This is a genomic window from Hymenobacter daeguensis (assembly GCF_054780555.1).
In genome coordinates this window covers 27,923-45,700 of sequence record NZ_BAAGWC010000017.1, presented here as the reverse complement: position 1 = coordinate 45,700, position 17,778 = coordinate 27,923, and the positions used below count along the sequence as shown (strand labels likewise).

The 17,778-nt window shown below is 56.3% G+C and carries 11 protein-coding genes; 8 read left to right on the top strand and 3 right to left on the bottom strand.

Going from position 1 to position 17,778, the window contains the following annotated elements:
* The first annotated feature begins 59 nt into the window (after positions 1–59).
* The 8 genes from ACYVHT_RS16840 to ACYVHT_RS16805 all read left to right on the top strand — a co-directional run bounded on the left by ACYVHT_RS16840 (position 60) and on the right by ACYVHT_RS16805 (position 14,049).
* A complete protein-coding gene (locus ACYVHT_RS16840; RefSeq protein WP_460554426.1) occupies positions 60–1,604 on the top strand; it encodes a restriction endonuclease subunit S in 1,545 nt (514 codons plus the stop codon).
* 27 nt (positions 1,605–1,631) lie between these two features.
* Positions 1,632–2,153: a hypothetical protein gene (locus ACYVHT_RS16835; protein WP_460554423.1), complete on the top strand. Its 522-nt coding sequence runs from the start codon at positions 1,632–1,634 to the stop codon at positions 2,151–2,153.
* A gap of 98 nt (positions 2,154–2,251) precedes the next feature.
* Complete coding sequence (locus ACYVHT_RS16830) at positions 2,252–2,725, top strand: hypothetical protein (RefSeq protein ID WP_460554420.1); 474 nt, start codon at positions 2,252–2,254, stop codon at positions 2,723–2,725.
* Between the two features lie 30 nt (positions 2,726–2,755).
* A complete protein-coding gene (locus ACYVHT_RS16825) occupies positions 2,756–3,775 on the top strand; it encodes a hypothetical protein (protein WP_460554417.1) in 1,020 nt (339 codons plus the stop codon).
* Between the two features lie 190 nt (positions 3,776–3,965).
* A complete protein-coding gene (locus tag ACYVHT_RS16820; protein WP_460554414.1) occupies positions 3,966–5,636 on the top strand; it encodes a hypothetical protein in 1,671 nt (556 codons plus the stop codon).
* Positions 5,637–5,672: 36 nt separating this feature from the next.
* The gene (locus tag ACYVHT_RS16815; RefSeq protein ID WP_460554411.1) at positions 5,673–7,319 is read left to right on the top strand and encodes an ATP-binding protein; all 1,647 of its coding nucleotides are present in this window, start codon (positions 5,673–5,675) and stop codon (positions 7,317–7,319) included.
* Between the two features lie 140 nt (positions 7,320–7,459).
* Entirely contained in the window at positions 7,460–8,938 is a 1,479-nt protein-coding gene (locus tag ACYVHT_RS16810; RefSeq protein WP_460554407.1) for a class I SAM-dependent DNA methyltransferase, read from the top strand.
* 491 nt (positions 8,939–9,429) lie between these two features.
* Entirely contained in the window at positions 9,430–14,049 is a 4,620-nt protein-coding gene (locus ACYVHT_RS16805) for an NACHT domain-containing protein (RefSeq protein WP_460554404.1), read from the top strand.
* 50 nt (positions 14,050–14,099) lie between these two features.
* Here the strand turns inward: ACYVHT_RS16805 and ACYVHT_RS16800 are convergent, their stop codons facing one another.
* From ACYVHT_RS16800 to ACYVHT_RS16790, 3 genes are read right to left on the bottom strand one after another with little or no spacing between them, the layout of a single operon-like run.
* A complete protein-coding gene (locus tag ACYVHT_RS16800; RefSeq protein WP_460554401.1) occupies positions 14,100–15,569 on the bottom strand; it encodes a glycoside hydrolase family 30 protein in 1,470 nt (489 codons plus the stop codon).
* A 40-nt stretch (positions 15,570–15,609) separates the two neighbouring features.
* Positions 15,610–16,116, bottom strand: coding sequence for a cupin domain-containing protein (locus tag ACYVHT_RS16795; RefSeq protein WP_460554398.1), 507 nt, complete (start codon positions 16,114–16,116; stop codon positions 15,610–15,612).
* A gap of 7 nt (positions 16,117–16,123) precedes the next feature.
* Positions 16,124–17,767, bottom strand: a complete 1,644-nt coding sequence (locus ACYVHT_RS16790) for a carboxylesterase/lipase family protein (protein ID WP_460554395.1) — start codon at positions 17,765–17,767, stop codon at positions 16,124–16,126.
* Between the last annotated feature and the right edge of the window lie 11 nt (positions 17,768–17,778).

The following is a 17,778-nucleotide window of genomic DNA, read 5'->3' as shown; positions in this document are numbered from 1 at the left end:
ATTATCCCCTTTTCAAAAAATATGCTACGCGGGCGCTGCCGGCTAGCCAGATGAACCGAATGAACGAAGAACAGGAATTGCCGCAGGGTTGGGTTTGGACGACAGTAAACCAAATTGGAAAATCTGTTACTGGAAATACCCCAAGCACGAGCAACCCGGAATTTTACGGAGGAGACATACCCTTTTTCAAGCCCGGTGATTTAGGCTCTGGCTATTCGATTTCTGCGGCGGAAACTTATATAACTGAGGCTGGCGCACAATCAGCCAGGATTCTGCCACCATATTCAACCCTGGTTACCTGCATCGGTGCCACGATTGGTAAAACAGGCTTTTCAACCGTTGCAGGTGCCACGAATCAGCAGATTAATGCGCTGATTCCTGAAACGGCCGTTGTCATGCCTCAATTCGCATACTTCGGCTTCATTTCTCCGATTCTCTTTCGCCAGATTCTTGACAACGCTTCTTCTACGACGTTACCAATTCTGAATAAGAGCAAGTTTGAAGCGCTGAACTTCCCCCTCCCCCCCCTACCCGAGCAGCGCCGCATCGTGGCGAAGCTGGAGGAGCTGTTCAGCAAGCTGGATGCGGGCGTGGCGGCCGTGCGCCGCACCCAGGCCCTGTTGAAACGCTACCGCCAATCGGTGCTGCACGCCGCCGTCACGGGCGAGCTCACCCGCGCCTGGCGCGAGGCCCACCCCCCGGTCCCCGCCGAAACCGGGGCCGCCCTGCTGCAGCGCATCCGCGCCGAGCGCCGGGCGCAGTGGGAAGCCGCCCAGGTCGCCAAGCGCGGCGGCCAGCTCCCGCTGGGCGAGGGCTGGAAATCGAAGTATGCGGAGCCGGAAGCGGTGGATGCGGAGGGGCTGCCGGAGTTGCCGGAGGGGTGGATTTGGGGGTCCGTGGAACAGCTTTGCGAAATATCCTCTGGGCAGACACCCAAAGGCATAACTGAAGTCCTTGGGAAAGGCACAGTGCCGTGGTTCCGTGTTGGGGATATGAATCTGCCCGGCAACGAATATCAACTACTTACATCTTCTGTCTACTTGACAGAAGCGGAAGTTCGTGCTTTATCGATGACACTCAGGCCAGCTGGTACAATTGTGTTTCCGAAAAGAGGTGGAGCAATTGCTACCAACAAAAAAAGGATTCTCGGGCAGCCATCAGCATTTGACTTAAATGTGATGGGGCTAAAGCCTGTATTAATCGAAAGCTATTTCTGGCATTGGTTTCAGCAGGTTGACTTAGGCCGAATTAGTGACGGGTCGAATGTTCCTCAAATCAACAATGGGGATATTTTACCATTACCTGTTCCCCTCCCGCCCCTAGCCGAGCAAGCCGAAATCGTAGCCGAAGTAGAGCGCCGCCTCACCGTGCTCGACGCGCTGAGCCAGACCCTCACCGCCGAGCTGAAACGCGCCGAGCGCCTGCGCCAGAGCCTGCTGCACCGGGCCTTCACCGGCCGCCTCGTGCCCCAGGATGCCACCGACGAGCCCGCCGCTGCCTTGCTGGCGCGGCTGCGCGACACGGCCGCGGCCCCAGCGCAGGGCAAGGCCGGGCGCGGGCGCAAGGCCGACCCGAAATCGAAACAACTTTCCATCAAGCTGTAGTCACAGCTTTCATCCCCCCCCCACCTCATGAAAGGCAAAATCAACCGTACCAATTGGCTCAACCAGCTCGACGTCGTGAACTGCGGCGAATTCCACTCCCAGCAGGTTGCCAACGAGGTGTACGCCTGCCCGGCAAAGGGTGGCGCCTACTCGCATAAGCGCTGCGAGTTTCTGGGCATGTACTGGGGCAAATCAGTCCACCGCGTCGGCCGGATAATGGGCATCGTGGATGTGCACCCGCTCAACTCCGCCCTCGACCGCGTGTGCTGGAACAATGCCGACCCGGCAACAATGAACAACACCGCCCTGATAGCCGAAGCCCGCAAAAGACTACAGGCCTGCTTCCCCAAAGAGAAGAAGGAGTTTCACCAAACGCCCCACCGCGTTTTTGTGCTGGGCGAGCTAACGGAAACCGATTTCCGCAAAACCAGCCCCGGCGGCATGTTCACCTCCAAAATCTACTTCAACGTGGACCGTTACCAGCCCACCTCTACGGCCAACCTCGCCGAAACCCTCCAGATCAAAACCTGGGCAGAATACGGCCGCTAACGATGCCTATTTGCTCTTCAACCCTCATGATGTTGTGTCTGCTGCTGTCCCCGCTTCGAGGTTTCTGCCAGAGCTACTCATCCCTCCAGTCAGATTTTGTGAATGCACTGTTCAGCGACAACGCGAACCGGTACAAAGACGATGTCGAGTCGTTTATCCGAAAGCCTGAAAACGCAGAACAGAAAGCCGATTCTGAGGCGCTGTTGTCCACTTTCAAGCTCCTGAACGACGATACCAGCGAGCAGCCCTACGTGTGCCGCTTCAACCAAGCCATGCGCGAGGTGGGCCTGAGCTACAGCGCCGCAGCCACCACCAACCCTTATCTACAAATCCTCAAGGTGCACGTGAATGGTCACTACGTAGTGATATTGAAGAATACCCACCGGCAAAGCGGCTACATGGCCTATTTCACGGGCACTTCGCTCGACAAAACCAGCACCTCTCGCATCAGCCGCGGCATCGGCCCATACAGCTGTGCCCGCATGACCCGTACCGATAAGCCTTACAGATATGCTTACACCGGTGCGAAAAAGAACGAATTCAACTTTGATGAGCACATCCCCTGCCCCTAGGCCCGCTCTCACTCAACTACCTCTTCAGACATGGGAAAAGAAATCAGCCTGTTCTCGGGCTATGACCAATCCGAGAACCGGACTACCAACTATTGCCTGCTCATCCTGCGCATGCTCTACCAGGAAAATCCCCGGTACCTGGCCGAGGCAATCAGCGGCATCATTCCCAATCAAACAGGCTTGCAGGTTGGCGTGCATTTCCGGCAGCAGGTTTCGCGTGGCAACAGCGTCCCGGATGGCATTATCACCCAACCAGGCTTTTCAATCTATATCGAGACCAAGAACTCTGACTGGTTCTATGATGCTCAGCTCAAGGACCACCTGAATGCGCTTAGCCAAGAGTCAGCCAGCGTAAAAGTGCTGTTGGCCCTGGGCAAGTTTGAGGGCGACTACAAGTCACGTTTCGCCGCCATCATTGCCGCCTGCGCCACCGAACACAACAATCAGGTCCAGTTCGCCGCCACCACCTTCGAAACCTTTCTAGCCGCCCTGCGCATTCAGAGCCTGCCTCCAGCCTTGATATCGACGGTAGACGATTTTCAGCAGTACCTCAATGAAAACAACCTGCTGCCCAATTGGAAGGGCTACATGGATGTGGTCAACTGCGCCCGTGAATCCGACCGGCTTATAGCCGCCGAAACCTATGTGTGCCCTGCGGCCGGGGGCAGCTACAGCCACCAGCGCTGCGAATACTTAGGCATGTATTGGGAAAAAGGCGTCTGGAAAATCGCCAGCGTGCGCGGCGTAGTCGATGTGTACCCAGACGGGACTTCCCGCGTTCTTTGGCGAAATGATGAGCATCTGACCGATATAGACCTGGAACAGTTAGCGCGGCAGAAGTTTCATCAAGCCTACGAAGACAATATCGATTGGGAAGCGCGCGTGTTCGTGCTAGATAAGCTCTATGACACCGGCCTTGAAAAAGATACCTGGGGGCCACTGCGCGGTAAGCAGTACCTCTACATCGGGGATGTGGCCGGCGAGACGCTTGCTGAACGAGCCGAAAATCTATCAAAGGAATCCTGGGGAGACCTGCAAGAGAACTCATGAGCCCAAGTTTTCAGCACGTCTAGGGCTACGCCGAAGCTACAATTCAGTTTAAATCTCGCAAAACCAAGAACCCTTCACAGTACCACAGCTAAAAAGATGAGGAGGACACAAGACCATTAACATCTCATAAATTGGTTTCTCCATTCTTAGAAGGCTAGGCAGCCCAATTTCTGCTTATCTCCAACCAAACATGCTAGTATCAATCAAATTGCCCTCGCGGCGCATAAAAATTGAGTATGTGACCATGAGCTGGCGTTACCGAGAGGTATACTGGAAGGAAGTAAGCATGCGTGTACGTCGGACTATTGGGGCAACCCGGGTTACCGACCCCGCAACAGTTCGAGGCGTTCTTGACAGCATTTTTGACTACATGCTTGAACAGTTTGAGCGAGTGGTGGCTAAGGCCGTTGGAGATGTGAGTTTCTTGATGTTTGTGCATCGTATGCACGAGTCATCGGTACTTGTTGCAGACTTATTTCATTCTGATGATAAAGAAATAAAGACGCAACTGACCGAACAAGATTTTCAAGAGCTCCCTGTCGTTCGCCGTGTCCTCAAATTGATTATGGAGGCAGTCTTGCCCGAACGACTTGACAAAGGGATGACAATGGAACAGCTCATGAGCAGTAAGATGTCGCGAAGGCATGTACCCTTATTGGAAGAGCTGCTCTATCTAGGTCTGCAAGTAATAGAGGCAAAAGAATTTATCAATGTAGCCTCCATGTTTGAAAAGTCGATTGCGCTCGTTTCGAGTTGGAAGACACTATTAAGCATCCGAACAGCATCCCCATACCATCACATTTTTGATACTGTTCAACGTGACATTGCAGCTTACCCAAACGTCGAATATGAGGAAGTAAACAGCGAATTAGATGCGGTGCTGAACAGCAGCTTTGGATGTAACCTAACCGAATTACAGAAATATATGCCCGGGCTGGGCACCGGTATAATAGGCCGGGATGAGTTCCTACAGGAGCTAGGGTTTGTGGATGAACGGCTTGAGGCAATCCGACCCTTTTTTGCTGGTTTGACTTTAACGGCTACCAATAAGCTGCCTTTGGTTGACTCCTTTAAAAAGATGCAGACTAATAATCGGCTCATCTATCGTCCTCTTATTGAGTTTAGTGACCATAATGGGAATGCTTATTGGATAGTTGGCTCAGGCAAGACTCATGAAAGCATGAGGGCTCTGCTAACTAATGCGCTGCTATGGAGCCAACTGCCAGCTGAGTGGAACGCTAGCGACGAGATGAAGGCATTTGTGAGAGACCTGGAAAAGCGTCGTGAAGGCCTGATGATTGGGCAGGTTGTCGAGCATCTCATAAGTCATAGAACACCGTACGACACCTCCATTACGAGCCTTCTAGGGCAAAAAAACCAAGGTTTCAACGTTGTTAAAAATGGACCTGGGGAAATCGACATTATCTTTCTAGATGAGGAAAGGAAGGTGATATATGTCTGTGAATGCAAGAATAATCGCCCGCGGTTTGAAGTATTTTATTGGAAGTCTGAGTACAGGCAGTTCGTTGAAAAGTATGAGCCTCAGCTAGAACGAAAGTATAAGTGGGTAACTGGTAACAAAGGCCTAGTGGAAGGTCACTTTTCTCAAAAGCTTGGGAAGGCATTCGATTTCTCCGGTTGGTCTGTCGAAGGGCTCTTTTTGCTTATGACTACTTCATTTTATAAATACGATGGCTCTTTTAAAGCTTTGACCGTTGTTGATTTTGCTGAGTTTTTAGACAATGACTTTGTCTATGAGTACCCAGTGTTAGGTTTTGAGCGAAATGATAAATCAACCTACACAATTGAATATCCATACTTCAAGAATGTTCATCGGCTAATTGCTGAAGGTGTTTTATAATTTCCTCTTTAGCAGCCTATTTTAGTTTCGTGCCACATGAACGAGAACCACGTCTTTGAGAAGAAGAGCATTCGTAAGGCTTTTGGGCCGGCTGCCGACCATAGCGACCTGGCTAAAACCTGCGTGTGCTTAGCAAATGCTCGGGGTGGCACCCTACAAATTGGCATTGAAGACAAGCAGGAATTACCCCCTGCCGACCAGCGCCTTGACCAAGAGGAAGTCAATAATCTGTTACGGATGCTGGGTGGTAAGGCACTCAACGTGGGCATTGCTGACCCACATATCATCACCAGCGCTAACGGTGGGCAGTACCTCCAGCTTTGGATTCACCCCTCGCTCAGCACAATTGCGACAACTTCTGATGGACGGGTATACATGCGCTTGGGCGAGCAATGTCGGCCTGTAGTTGGGGAAGACTTATTACGGCTGGCGAGTGAGAAAAGCGGCTTTCAGTGGGAGTTACAAGCGCCCCAACGCGTATCGATTGATGAGTTGAACCCAGCAGAAATCAGCTTCTTCATTCAAAAACTTCGTGAAGCTCCACCGGAGAAAGTTAGCCCATTCCAGAAGAACAAGTCAAATGCTGAGCTACTTGCCCACTATAACCTTATCAGAGAAGATGGGCTAGCGACTAATCTAGGCATTCTATGGCTCGGCACCCCAGCCCAACGAACTCGGCTACGCTACGGGCTGGCGGTACAGTATATGGTATATGACGAGGCAGAGCGCCGCATACGCAAGGAAATCTGGCTCGACCACCAACTCAATCCACTCCGCTTGTTAGACGATGTTATGGCGCGAGGCGTCGAGTTGCACTATTACCACGAAGTTCCCGATGGCCTCTACCGCCGGCAAGTCCGTCGATACCCTGAAGCCGTATTGCGCGAATTGTTGGCCAATGCGTTTGCCCATCGGCTTTATACGACTGCTACCGATGTAGCCATCCATGTGTACCCCGACCGCTTGGAGATAGAAAGTCCTGGGCATCTGCCCTTAGGCGTAACCCCAACTACGATACTACATGAGCGCGTGCGCCGCAACCAAGCCTTAATGGAGACATTCCAGGCTGTTGGACTTATGGAAGGCGAAGGTTCCGGCTACGACCTCATCTATGAAAAGCTTAGTCGGGATGCCAAGCCGCTTCCCGAAATAGACGACTCATTCAATAACCTTCGGGTCATCATTCAGGCCAAAGCTCCTAATCCAACGACGGTACTGTTGCTGGATTCCATGGCCCGCTTCTACGACTTTAAGCAGAAGGAAATCATCACGCTGGGCATCATTGCTCAACATGGTACTATTGGGGCCTCAGCGCTGACGCAGGCTTTACAGTTGAGGCAAGAGGAACGGCTACGTACTTGGTTAGGGCGATTATTAGAATGGAATATCGTATTGGCGCGGGGCGTGAAAAAGAGCACCGAGTACATGGTGAACCCAAAAGCTTATGCGGCCGCTAATCTGGACGTAAAACCTAGCTTAAAGACTCTAGAGCCACACCGGCTACGGGCTTTGATTATAGAAGATGTAAGGGCTTATCCGAACACGCTACTGGCGGAAATTCATCGTCGCCTCGAAGAGCTTTCCCTTGCTGATATCCGTCGAGAGGTCTACAAGATGGTCGCGGATGGAGTATTAGGAAGTTCTAGTGGAAAGACGTATAGAAGGTATTTTTTGCTGCCATAAAAAAAAAGAATCGAAAAAGAATCAAAAAAGAAAGTGCGTTCCCGAGCTAAAAATGCACTTTTTTCTTTATCAATCTTCTCAGGACGCCGACCAGCGCAAAAAGAAAGCGCTTAGTTTCGCCCATCTCCCCTTATTACATTATGCACCAACCCACCCTCAATGCTACCGCTCAATCTCTCGTCCAGCGCGTCTGGGGCTACGCCACCGTGCTCCGCGACGACGGCGTAGGCTACGGCGACTATGTCGAGCAAATCACCTACCTGCTGTTCCTAAAAATGGCCGACGAGCAGGCTGGCGCACCCAACGCCCCCGCCGTGCCTGAGGGTAAGGATTGGGAAAGCCTGCGCGCCCTCGAAGGCGATGCCTTGGAAGTACAGTACCGCCACATCCTCACCGACCTGGGCAAGGAGCCGGGTATGCTCGGCGTCATCTTCAAGAAAGCTCAAAACAAGATTCAGAACCCGGCCCGCCTCAAGCACCTGCTGGTGCTTATCGACCGCGAAAACTGGTCGGGTCTGGGCTTCGACGTGAAGGGCGAGATTTACGAAGGCCTGCTGCAAAAGAATGCCGAGGACGTGAAAGGCGGCGCGGGCCAGTATTTCACCCCGCGCCCGCTCATCCAGGCCATTGTGGAGGCCGTGGCCCCCACGCCGGGCCAGACCATCTGCGACCCGGCCTGCGGCACCGCCGGCTTCCTGCTGGTAGCCCGCGACTACCTCGTGGACACCTACGGGGCCGAGATGGACCGCGAGCAGCTCAAGTTCTTGCGCGACCACACCTTCTACGGCACCGACATCGTGGACTCGGTGGTGCGCCTGGCTGCCATGAACCTCTACCTGCACGGCGTGGGCTCGACCGAAAGCCCGGTGAAGAACCAGGATTCGCTGCTCTCCGACCCCGGCGAGCGGTATGACTTCATCCTGGCCAACCCGCCCTTTGGCAAGAAGAGCAGCATCACGGTGATGAACGAGGAAGGTCAGACCAGCAAGGACACGCTCAGCTACGAGCGCACCGATTTCGTGGCCACCACCTCGAACAAGCAGCTCAACTTCGTACAGCATATCTATACCATTCTCAAGGTGGGCGGCACGGCCGCCGTGGTGCTGCCCGACAACGTGCTGTTTGAGGGCGGGGCCGGCGAAACAATCCGTCGCAAGCTCTTGCAGGATTGCGATGTGCATACGCTGCTACGCCTGCCCACGGGCATTTTCTATGCCCAAGGCGTGAAGGCCAACGTCATCTTCTTCGAGAAGCGCGCCGCCGCTGAGCAGGCCCAGACCAAAAACCTGTGGGTGTACGACCTACGCACTAACCAGCATTTCACCCCCAAGAGCAACCCGCTCACGCTGGCCCACCTGCAGGATTTTATTACCTGCTACGGCAAGCCCGGCCAACGCGCCCAGCGCCAGGAAACCGAGCAATTTCACCGCTACGAGCTGGCCCAGCTCCTGGCCCGCGACAAAGTCAACCTAGATATCTTCTGGCTCAAGGACGACGCGTTAGAAGACAGCGCCACCCTGCCCGCCCCCGACGTGTTGGCCCTCGAAATTACCGAGAACCTGCAGGCCGCGCTGGCGCAATTCGCCAGCATCGCGGAGGAGCTGGAAATAGCTGAGTAGTCGCGCATACCAAGCCCCAAACCGGTTAATTCAAGCCCGTACCAAGCTTGAATTAACCGGTTTCGTTTTTCGAAGAGCATGCCACCTCTCCAAGACCCGTTACCCAGCCAAATCTGCTCTCAACGCACACAGGTACGCATAGCTGACCGCGTAGCGGGCATGAGTGCTGCGATTCATCTTTGCACAGAGGTAAATGCTAACTCTGCACAAAGGGTGAAAAAAATTAAAAACATTTTTCGGGGAGCAGGTCATCCCTCATTGTACCCCCCGGGTCAACCTCATGGGGAAACGGGCCAGTCTGGAAAGCAGGTGCAGGATTTATCTATAAGTTTTTTGCTTCCGTCTAGCGTAAATTTCAAAGCGAAATATGCATTTTGGAGTAGCTGCTCGACAAAATTTATACTACTCCGCTCCGAAGGGATGCTTGTCACTTCCCACTTTGCCAAGCCGGCGGCACTACCGCAGTCAGCTCAATCTTACCTAGCCGCGTTATGTCCCGTGCCGGAGGCTCCGCTACCTTGTCTGGGGTCGCGTATCAGGTTTTGTACACCGCCTCGCGCTTTGCCGAAGCCATCACCGAGGAGGGTATTGGTTCGCTATGCGCCGAGGCACATCACGACGTGCTGCCCGTGTTGGCCGACGAGCATATGTTCATCGCACAAAAGCCGGCGGTTGATGATTTGATGATTGTTCATCAGGACGGTTCTGCTGAATACATCAGCCTGAAATACCGGGGCAGTCATGCGACCTGGGACGTTAAACACCTGCGTGACCGGGGCATCTGGGCTGACTTTCTGAAACAGCACAAGCAACGGCCGGATGCTCGGCTCCTACTGGTAACACAAACACCCATCGACCCAACGCTGGTCAGCTGCCTAGAGCGTGCCAAGACGGCCACGCTCGTCCGGCTGGAATACGACTTAGGCCCCGCCGCGTTCAAGGTCTTCGCCACCATCGAAGAAACCCTGCAGACGCTGCCCACCGCCCCCCTGCCTCGTGCAGCGGTACTGCCCTTTCTGCAGCAGATTGAGCTGATTATTGCTCCAGCTTCCTACATCGAGGAGCTTTTGCTGTTGCGCCTGCGGCCCCACACCGCCGATGCTGTTGCGGCAAAAAACATCCTGCTTACGCTCGCTTTGCGGGCCGGCGCTGACTCGATTGAGTTGACACCCACTGACATTCGGGAGGAACTCACCACGCATGGCCAACCGCTTATCCTCCCCGCTGCCGCGGCGGAGGTGATGGCCCAATTGCAGGCGGCCAGCACGACGCTGACCGATGCGCCCGCCACGATTGGCCAATTGCCCCCTCACCACATCGACCGACCCGAGATAGCCGACCTGTTGGACTGGCTACAAACTCCCACACTAACCCGGCAGCCCGGCCAACCGGACAGCGCCCTGCGAAGCCGCGTTATTATCGGCGGGGCCGGCGTGGGCAAAACGGTGTTGCTCCGCGACCTCTGCCTGGCCGCTCAGGCCCTGCACATGCCGGTTCTGGGGCTGAAAGCCGACCGCACGAAAGGGCAGACCAAAGGCGAATTGCTGCAAGAAATTCGGCTAGCCGGGTTGCTCCATCCTTTACAGCCGGCGCTGGCCACGGTGGCGACTCGTGAGCGACCGGCCGTGGTTATCATCGACCAACTCGATGCGTTGTCCATGTGCCTATCGGCCGACCGGGGCTACCTCAACAGCTACACCGAACTAATTGACGACTTAGCCAAATTGCCTTATGTTCGCCTCGTGCTCTCGTGCCGCACCTTCGATTTGCAGCACGACCCAGAACTGGCGCTCATCCGGCAAGCGCTCGCAATCGAGGTGCCGCTGCTCAGCCTGGAGCAGGTCGGCGCGGCCCTCAAAGCGGTGCGGGTAGCACCTGCGCTGACGGGCCTTGCACCTGCATTACAAGAATTGTTGCGGGTTCCGCTGCACTTGGCCCTTTACTGCGCCCTGGATGACGAGGCGCGTAGCGGTGCCCCGATTTCAAGCGTACAGGGGCTGTACGAGCGCCTTATCGACCACTACCTGATAAATCGTACCCGGCTGCCTGTCGGCATCACGGCCATGCGCGTCAAAACCTACCTGACCGACATGGCCTGGGCGATGCATGATGGCCAAACGCTAACACTACCCAAGTTCAAATACAAAGAGGCCGACGAGGAAGTATTTCAGTACCTGCGCAGCCGAGGCATCCTGACCGAAATCGGGCGAGCGGGCCAACAGGTCGCCTTTTTTCACCAATCCTTTTACGAATACCTCTTTGCCCGGCACTTTGTAGCCTCGGGGCAGCCACTCGCCGATTTTGTATTGCAATCCGGCCAAGGCCTGTTCCAACGCTCCCCGATTCAACAAGTGCTGGGCTACCTGCGCAACGTCGATTCTGAAGCGTACGGCATGGCCATTCAGCAGTTACTCAGCACCGCTCGATGCCGCATGCACATCAAGCTGCTGCTGACCCAATACCTGGGCTCTCAGCACCTGCCCGACGACGAGGAACGCACGATTGCCCACGCGTACGTCCTCCCCGATGCCATGCTTCTGCCCGCCTTTTTGGAGGTGGTGCGTAGCCGGGCGTGGCTGAGCTGGCTGGTAACGCCGGCCATATTCCGGCTGTTAATGCCCGCTCCGACGCCGGTGAGCCAGGGCTCAAGTAGTCATGTCATCTTCTGGCGGCTCGCACAATACGCCCCCGATTTGGCATTGGAGCAGGTGGCTGCGCTACCTGACGACGAACACAAACCCGATTGGATAAGGCAGGTCCTGAGCACCATCACGGCCTTCGACCATCCGCTGTTCCCGTCCTTATTCGAGCAGGTGTACACCGCCGAAGTAGTCCCGCAGCAACAGTTCTGGTTTTGGCACATCCTGAAAGATGCCAGCGCCACGCTGCCCGAATGGGTCGCCACGAAGACCTATGAGCAGCTTGCGCATTGGCCGAACATGAATTCTGCCCATGCGCAGCACGAAGACCATATGCAGTCGCAAGTGTTCAAAAGCCTCTACAAATCGGCCCCAAGCATCTGTTTCAAGCTTTCCAGCAGCTTGCTCCGCACTTGGATAAAGCAGGCAAACCTTCCTCGCAGCCTCGACCGGATTCCATATCGTAGTAAATACCCGATGGTATCAGGCCCATACTTTCTGGACGACACAGATAGGGACTTACCCGAACCCCACAACGCCTCAGAGGCCGTGCGGCATTATGTGGAAGAATTTCTGACGGAACAGGCAGCGCTACCTGATTCCCCGTATCGCAAGCTGATTACAAAATGGTTGCACAGCCGCCACGACGTTCTATTTCGGTATGCCTTATCAGCGGCGGCGGCTAATCCGGCTGGATTCATCAATCCACTGTTTCGCCTTTTTACCAAGCCGGGTTGGCTAGCCGCGGCGGCCCGTCGTAGTCCTATCGGCTATACTGCGCTCAACCTCCTGCCCGTTGTTTGGGATGCAGCTTCGCCGAGCCAACGAGCGCATCTTAGCAGCTTGCTGGTCAGCCGCAGCACGTTAATTGATGAAGAAATCTACGAGAAGAACGGCCGGCGCAGGATATTCAATGGGTTTGGTTATGCAACCCTGCGCCTTCTGCTCGCACTAACTCCCGAAAGGTTAGCTGAATTCAAGGAGCTGGAGCAACTCCAGAAGCAACTGCTCCGGAAGTGGGGCAATATTCCCAACGAAAAGCCAAGGCCTTCTGGTTGGGTCACCACCGGCGGCGACCCATCACCTGCCGAGCATTGGAAGATTGAGGCCGTTACGAGGGTCGGTTGGTCGAAGGCCTTGCACAAACACCGCGACAAGCCGCGTGATTTTTGGCTAAAAGGAGGCACCTATGATGGCTTGTGCAGGCAGCTTGGGGAATTAATAAAAGCGACCCCTGCCGATTGGTGCCCGCTGCTACAGCACCTACTCGATAATCAGGATGAAAGTATAAAGAGACTGCTCCCTGAGCTCTATCGAGCAGCGCCCAAGTTAGCTGCGCCACTACTCGACCAAGCCCTACAAACCGGCCTTTTAACCGACGAAACGGTGCGTTATCTGCGCCGGAATGAATTCGACATTGATGGTGAACGAATAGAAGCCCTTCCCAATGACATCCGCATGGACCTTGCCCTGATAAGGGCTAATCTTGACTCTGTGCCCACCTCCTCCGATGACCAGAAGGAGGTGGAATTGATTAACCAGGCGTTACGCTCTACGGGTGGCCAGGCGGTGTATAATCTGCTGTCCGAAAAGCTCCCACACGAGGTAGTGCCGGATGTTGTGGCTGTGCTACATACGATAGCCGCCCAGGGCTCTTTGTATGTCCGAGCGGCGGCGGCGCATTACGTGGGCATGTTGCTCAATACGAAGACGCCACCCGCCCAAGTCGTGGCTCTTTTCATTGAGCTGGTGGGCACCGATTATCAATTGCTGGCGCCTGGCCTGTGGTCGCTGCAATATTTGATTTGGCAGGATAAAGACGCTTTTCTACGGCTTTGCCAGCAAGCTCTGGCTACCGAGCAGGCTTGGAAGCCCATCACCAAAATACTGACCGTGCAATGGGGCCATAATGAGCCCGTCGCGTACAAATTATTGGTGCACCTGTGGAAACTCGACCCAGATTTACGGGCGACCACTTTAAAGCAATTGCGGGACGGCTATACCGATTGGCCCGATAATCAACTCGTCTTTGATGCTTTCGAACGGTTCCTAAGCCCCCCTTTAACGGATAAGCTGCAACGAGCTTTGGATTCGCTTTTCATTGATTTGCCCATTGAAGACTTCGACCGCATTTATCCGCTGCTCCCCACCTACCTGGCAATCTGCGCGCTGGACACGGGGCGCGAATTTCATTTCGTGACTGACTATTTGGCCAAAAATGTCAAGCAGCACCCGGTCAGATGCATTGCCGCGCTGGATACGCTATTCTCCCAAATTCCGGTTACCCGAAGCTATTTCTATGCTAAGAAGGCCTTAGAGGTACTTATTGAGGCATATACTCGTCTGCCCCATCACACTTCGGATAACGCCGATACGGAAGCCGCCCTCGACCTGTTTGATAAGCTTCTGGCCCGCCCCGACTGCCGGACCGATTTGGATAAGACGCTAAGCCACATTCAGAGTGCGCGTTAAAAAAATACCTTGCCCAGATATTTAGGCGCTAAACGTGCATCAAACCCGAATCAATTGATTACAAAGGTCATGATAGAATGAGCCGCACTGGTGACTGGTGCAGCCCGGCCGGCCACCCAGAGCTGAAAATTCCGGGCCTGGTCGGTGCGGTTGAGCACTACCACGGCCACCGAGCCATCGGGGTTGCGGAAGGCCGTGGTCTGGAGCCAGTCGCGGTTGGAGGCACAGCTCAGGCGCTTGGCCCCGGGCCGAATGAACTTGGAGAAGTGGCCAATATAATGGTAGGCATTCGTGTAGATGAGCTGGCCGGTGCGGGTATCGGCGATGACCGGCGCGAAACAGTAGTTCTGCACGTGGTTCGGGCCGCCTTTTTCGTCCAGCAGCACGTTCCAATCGGTCCAGCCCACGGTGCCGGCGTTGAAGTCGTTGATGATGGAATAGCCGTAGCGCTCGCCCAGGGTCCAGTCATTGAGGCGGTCGAACCTGAAGTTACCGTTGCAGCCTTCCGTGAAGAGCAGGTTCTTGTCGGGGAAGGCATCGTGCACGCGGCGCACGTTGTCAAACAGCATTCCGGTGTTGGTCCAGCCCTCGTACCAGTGGTAGCCGATGCCCCAGAGATATTTGCTGGCTTCGGGGTCGGCGTACACGGTTTTAGCCCGCTCGTACATCAGGTCACGGTTGTGGTCCCAGGCGATGAGCTTCTTGCTGCCCAGGCCGCTCTTCTGCATGGTAGGGCCCAGATAGTTCTTCACGAAGTCGCGCTCCTGCTCGCCGGTAAACACGCACGACTCCCAGGTTTGGGTGGCCATGGGTTCGTTCTGCACCGTCATGCCCCAGATGGGAATACCCTGCTTTTCGTACTCCTGAATGAACCGGGCGCAGTAGTCGGCCCAGGCCTGGCGGAACTCGGGCAGCAGCTCACCGCCATGGAGAGGGTCGTGATTGGTTTTCATCCAGCCCGGCGGGCTCCAGGGCGAGGCGTAGAGTGTGAAGTGGCCGCCGGCCATCTGCATAGTCTGCTTAATGAAGGGAATGCGGAACTCCTCATCGTGCCGCACGCTGAAGGTTTTCAACGCCTTGTCGTTCTCGGCCACGTAGGTATAGGGCGCGCTGCTGAAATCACAGCTGTGAATGCTGGTGCGGCCCAACGAGTAGCCAATGCCCTCCGTCGGGCTGAAGTAGGCCCGCATAAACTCCGCCTGCCGGGCTTTGGGCAGCTTGGCAAACACTTCGGCCGAGGCATCCGTCAGTGCCCCGCCGATGCCCAGCAGCGTCTGAAACGAGTGGTCGGGGTCAAGCAGCACGTAGAAATCCTTTTCTAGAGGCTGGCCCACGGGCTGGAACGCCAGCGGCGGGCCGGTAGCTAAGCGCAGGTCCGTATTGGCAGCCGTGGTGTACACGGCCGCAGTTTTTCCCTCTACTGAGTAAGCGGCCGTGGGCTTGGGGCGCGGCGTTTGGGCGGGCGCAACGTGGCTGGCAATGGTCAGCAGGCCGGCCCAGAAGCAGAAGCTCGTTTTCATATTGGATGAGCGCAGACAAGAAATTTCCTTTGGCAAGGGCTTAGCGCCCAAAGTCGTCCTGCACGCGTACGATGTCGTCCTCATCAGACGGCTGACCCGCGTCGGTATGCTGCCATATTTCGGCCACCACGCCCCAGCCTGCGAGTCCCACCAAGCGGTGGCGCTCGCCCTGGCGAAGGGTAATCTGCGCGCCCGGCGCGTATGGCTGCACCTCCCCTTCGGTGTCGGTGTCGCTGGTGGCCACGCCCACGGGGCCCTGCACCACCTGCCAGATTTCGGCCCGCCGGCGGTGGTACTGCCAGCTCAGGCGCGCCTGCGGGGCCACCAGCAGCACCTTCGGGCTCAGTTGGCCAGCAATGCGCAACTCTTCAACGGACAGCCCATCAAAATACGTGTCGGCAAACTGCTGGGCTTGGGCTTCGTCGATTACAAAAAAGCCGCCCCAGGGCCGCGACTCATCCCGTTGGCTGATGCGAAACCCCTGCGCCTGCAGCCGGTCGGCAACTTGTTGAAAAAGCGTTTCTTTTTGAGTGGTTAGGGTTTCCATGAGGAAATTACTTGTTGATTGGTTGGTCCAGAAACTCGTACCGCGCCCGGTGGGGCTCCAGCATGACTTGGGTGGTGAGGTCGAGGCGCAGAATTTGGCCGGCGGGTGGGCGGTTGATGGTCGGCCAGGCGGGCAGGCCGGTGCCGTTGGGGTTGCCGGTTTTGATGAAGTTGACAAAGTAGGCCTGCATGGTTTTCGAGAGTTGATAGTCGGCTGGCGTCCAAGCGTAGACCTTGTTGGTGGCCAGGTTGCCCAGGGCGTATTCAATCTCGGCCGAATGCACTGCGCCTTTGGCGAGCGGCGTTTTGGGGGCCGAAGCCGGCTGCTGTACCACGCCACCGGCCAGGCCCGCGGTGGCATTGCCCATGGCCGGCGTCATGGCCGGGCGCGGGTGCGCGTAGAGGTAGCGGTACACCGGCTGGCCGCTGGTTTGGCCGTGCAGGTCGGCCCATTTCCAGGTTGCATAGGCCGTGAAGCGGTCGGCGGCCAAGTCGGTAGCCGCTTGCTCGGCTTCAGCATCGGTGGTAGCGGCGTAGCGTTGCAGGGCTTCGTCGGCACGAGGGCCGTAGAGCTTTTGCACAGCGGCGCGGTAGTTCCCCAGTGTGGGCGGGGTTTGGCCCAGCAGCGAATGATAGTCCACTTCCTGCGAATTCCAGCCTACCAGCAGCGGCACTTTAGCTTGTTCGCCGGCCGCATAGGTCGCCAGCGGCGTCTTGGTGAAGAAGTACTCATCAACCACCGGCCGGAACCGTGGGGCGTCGGCTTTGCCAGCCGCTTCCAGCAATTGCTGCGCGGGCAAAGCCCGAAGTGCATCGAGCGAGGCGGCGCCTATCTGGGCCGCAAATGTCACGCCGGCCTGCTCGGCTTCGGCCAAAGGCATGGGGGCGCGGTCGGCACTTAGCATCGAGCCGCTTTCGCCAATGGCCTGCTGAAAAGTATTGCGCGAGCCGGGCGCGGCCAACTGCGCACTCACTGAAACCGACCCGGCCGACTCGCCGGCAATGGTGACGTATTGCGGGTCGCCGCCAAAGGCCGCGATGTTCTGCTGCACCCAGCGCAGGGCGGCTTGCTGGTCGAGCAGGCCGTAGTTGCCAGAAGCGTGGTTTGGTGATTCCTGCGTGAGGGCCGGGTGCGTGAAGAAGCCGAACACGTCCAGCCGGTAGTTCACCGTGACGGCCACAATGCCCTGACGGGCCATGCTCTCGCCGTCGTAGCGCGGCTCGGAGCCGTCGCCGGCATTGAAGCCGCCACCGTAGAAATACACCAGCACCGGCCGCCGCTCTTGGGCCGATTTGGCGGGCGTCCACACGTTCAGGTACAAACAGTCTTCGCTCACGCCGTTGGAGCGAAAATTCATGTCGCCGTACAGCGGCAACTGCATGGCGCGGGGCCCAAAAGCTTTGGCCGACCGCACGCCAGACCATTTTGCCACGGGCTGCGGCGGCTGCCAGCGCAGCTGGTCCACCGGCGGCGCGGCAAACGGCACGCCCTTGAACTCACGGATGCCGCTGGCGGCCGTGGTGCCTTCCAACAACCCAGCGGCCAGGCGCACCTGGTTGGCCGGCAACGCGAGGGTCGGTTTGGCCGATTGGGCACCGGCAGCTACTGGCACTTGCAGCGTCAGCAGCAGCAAAAAGTGGCTTGGTTTCATTGCGAAAAGGC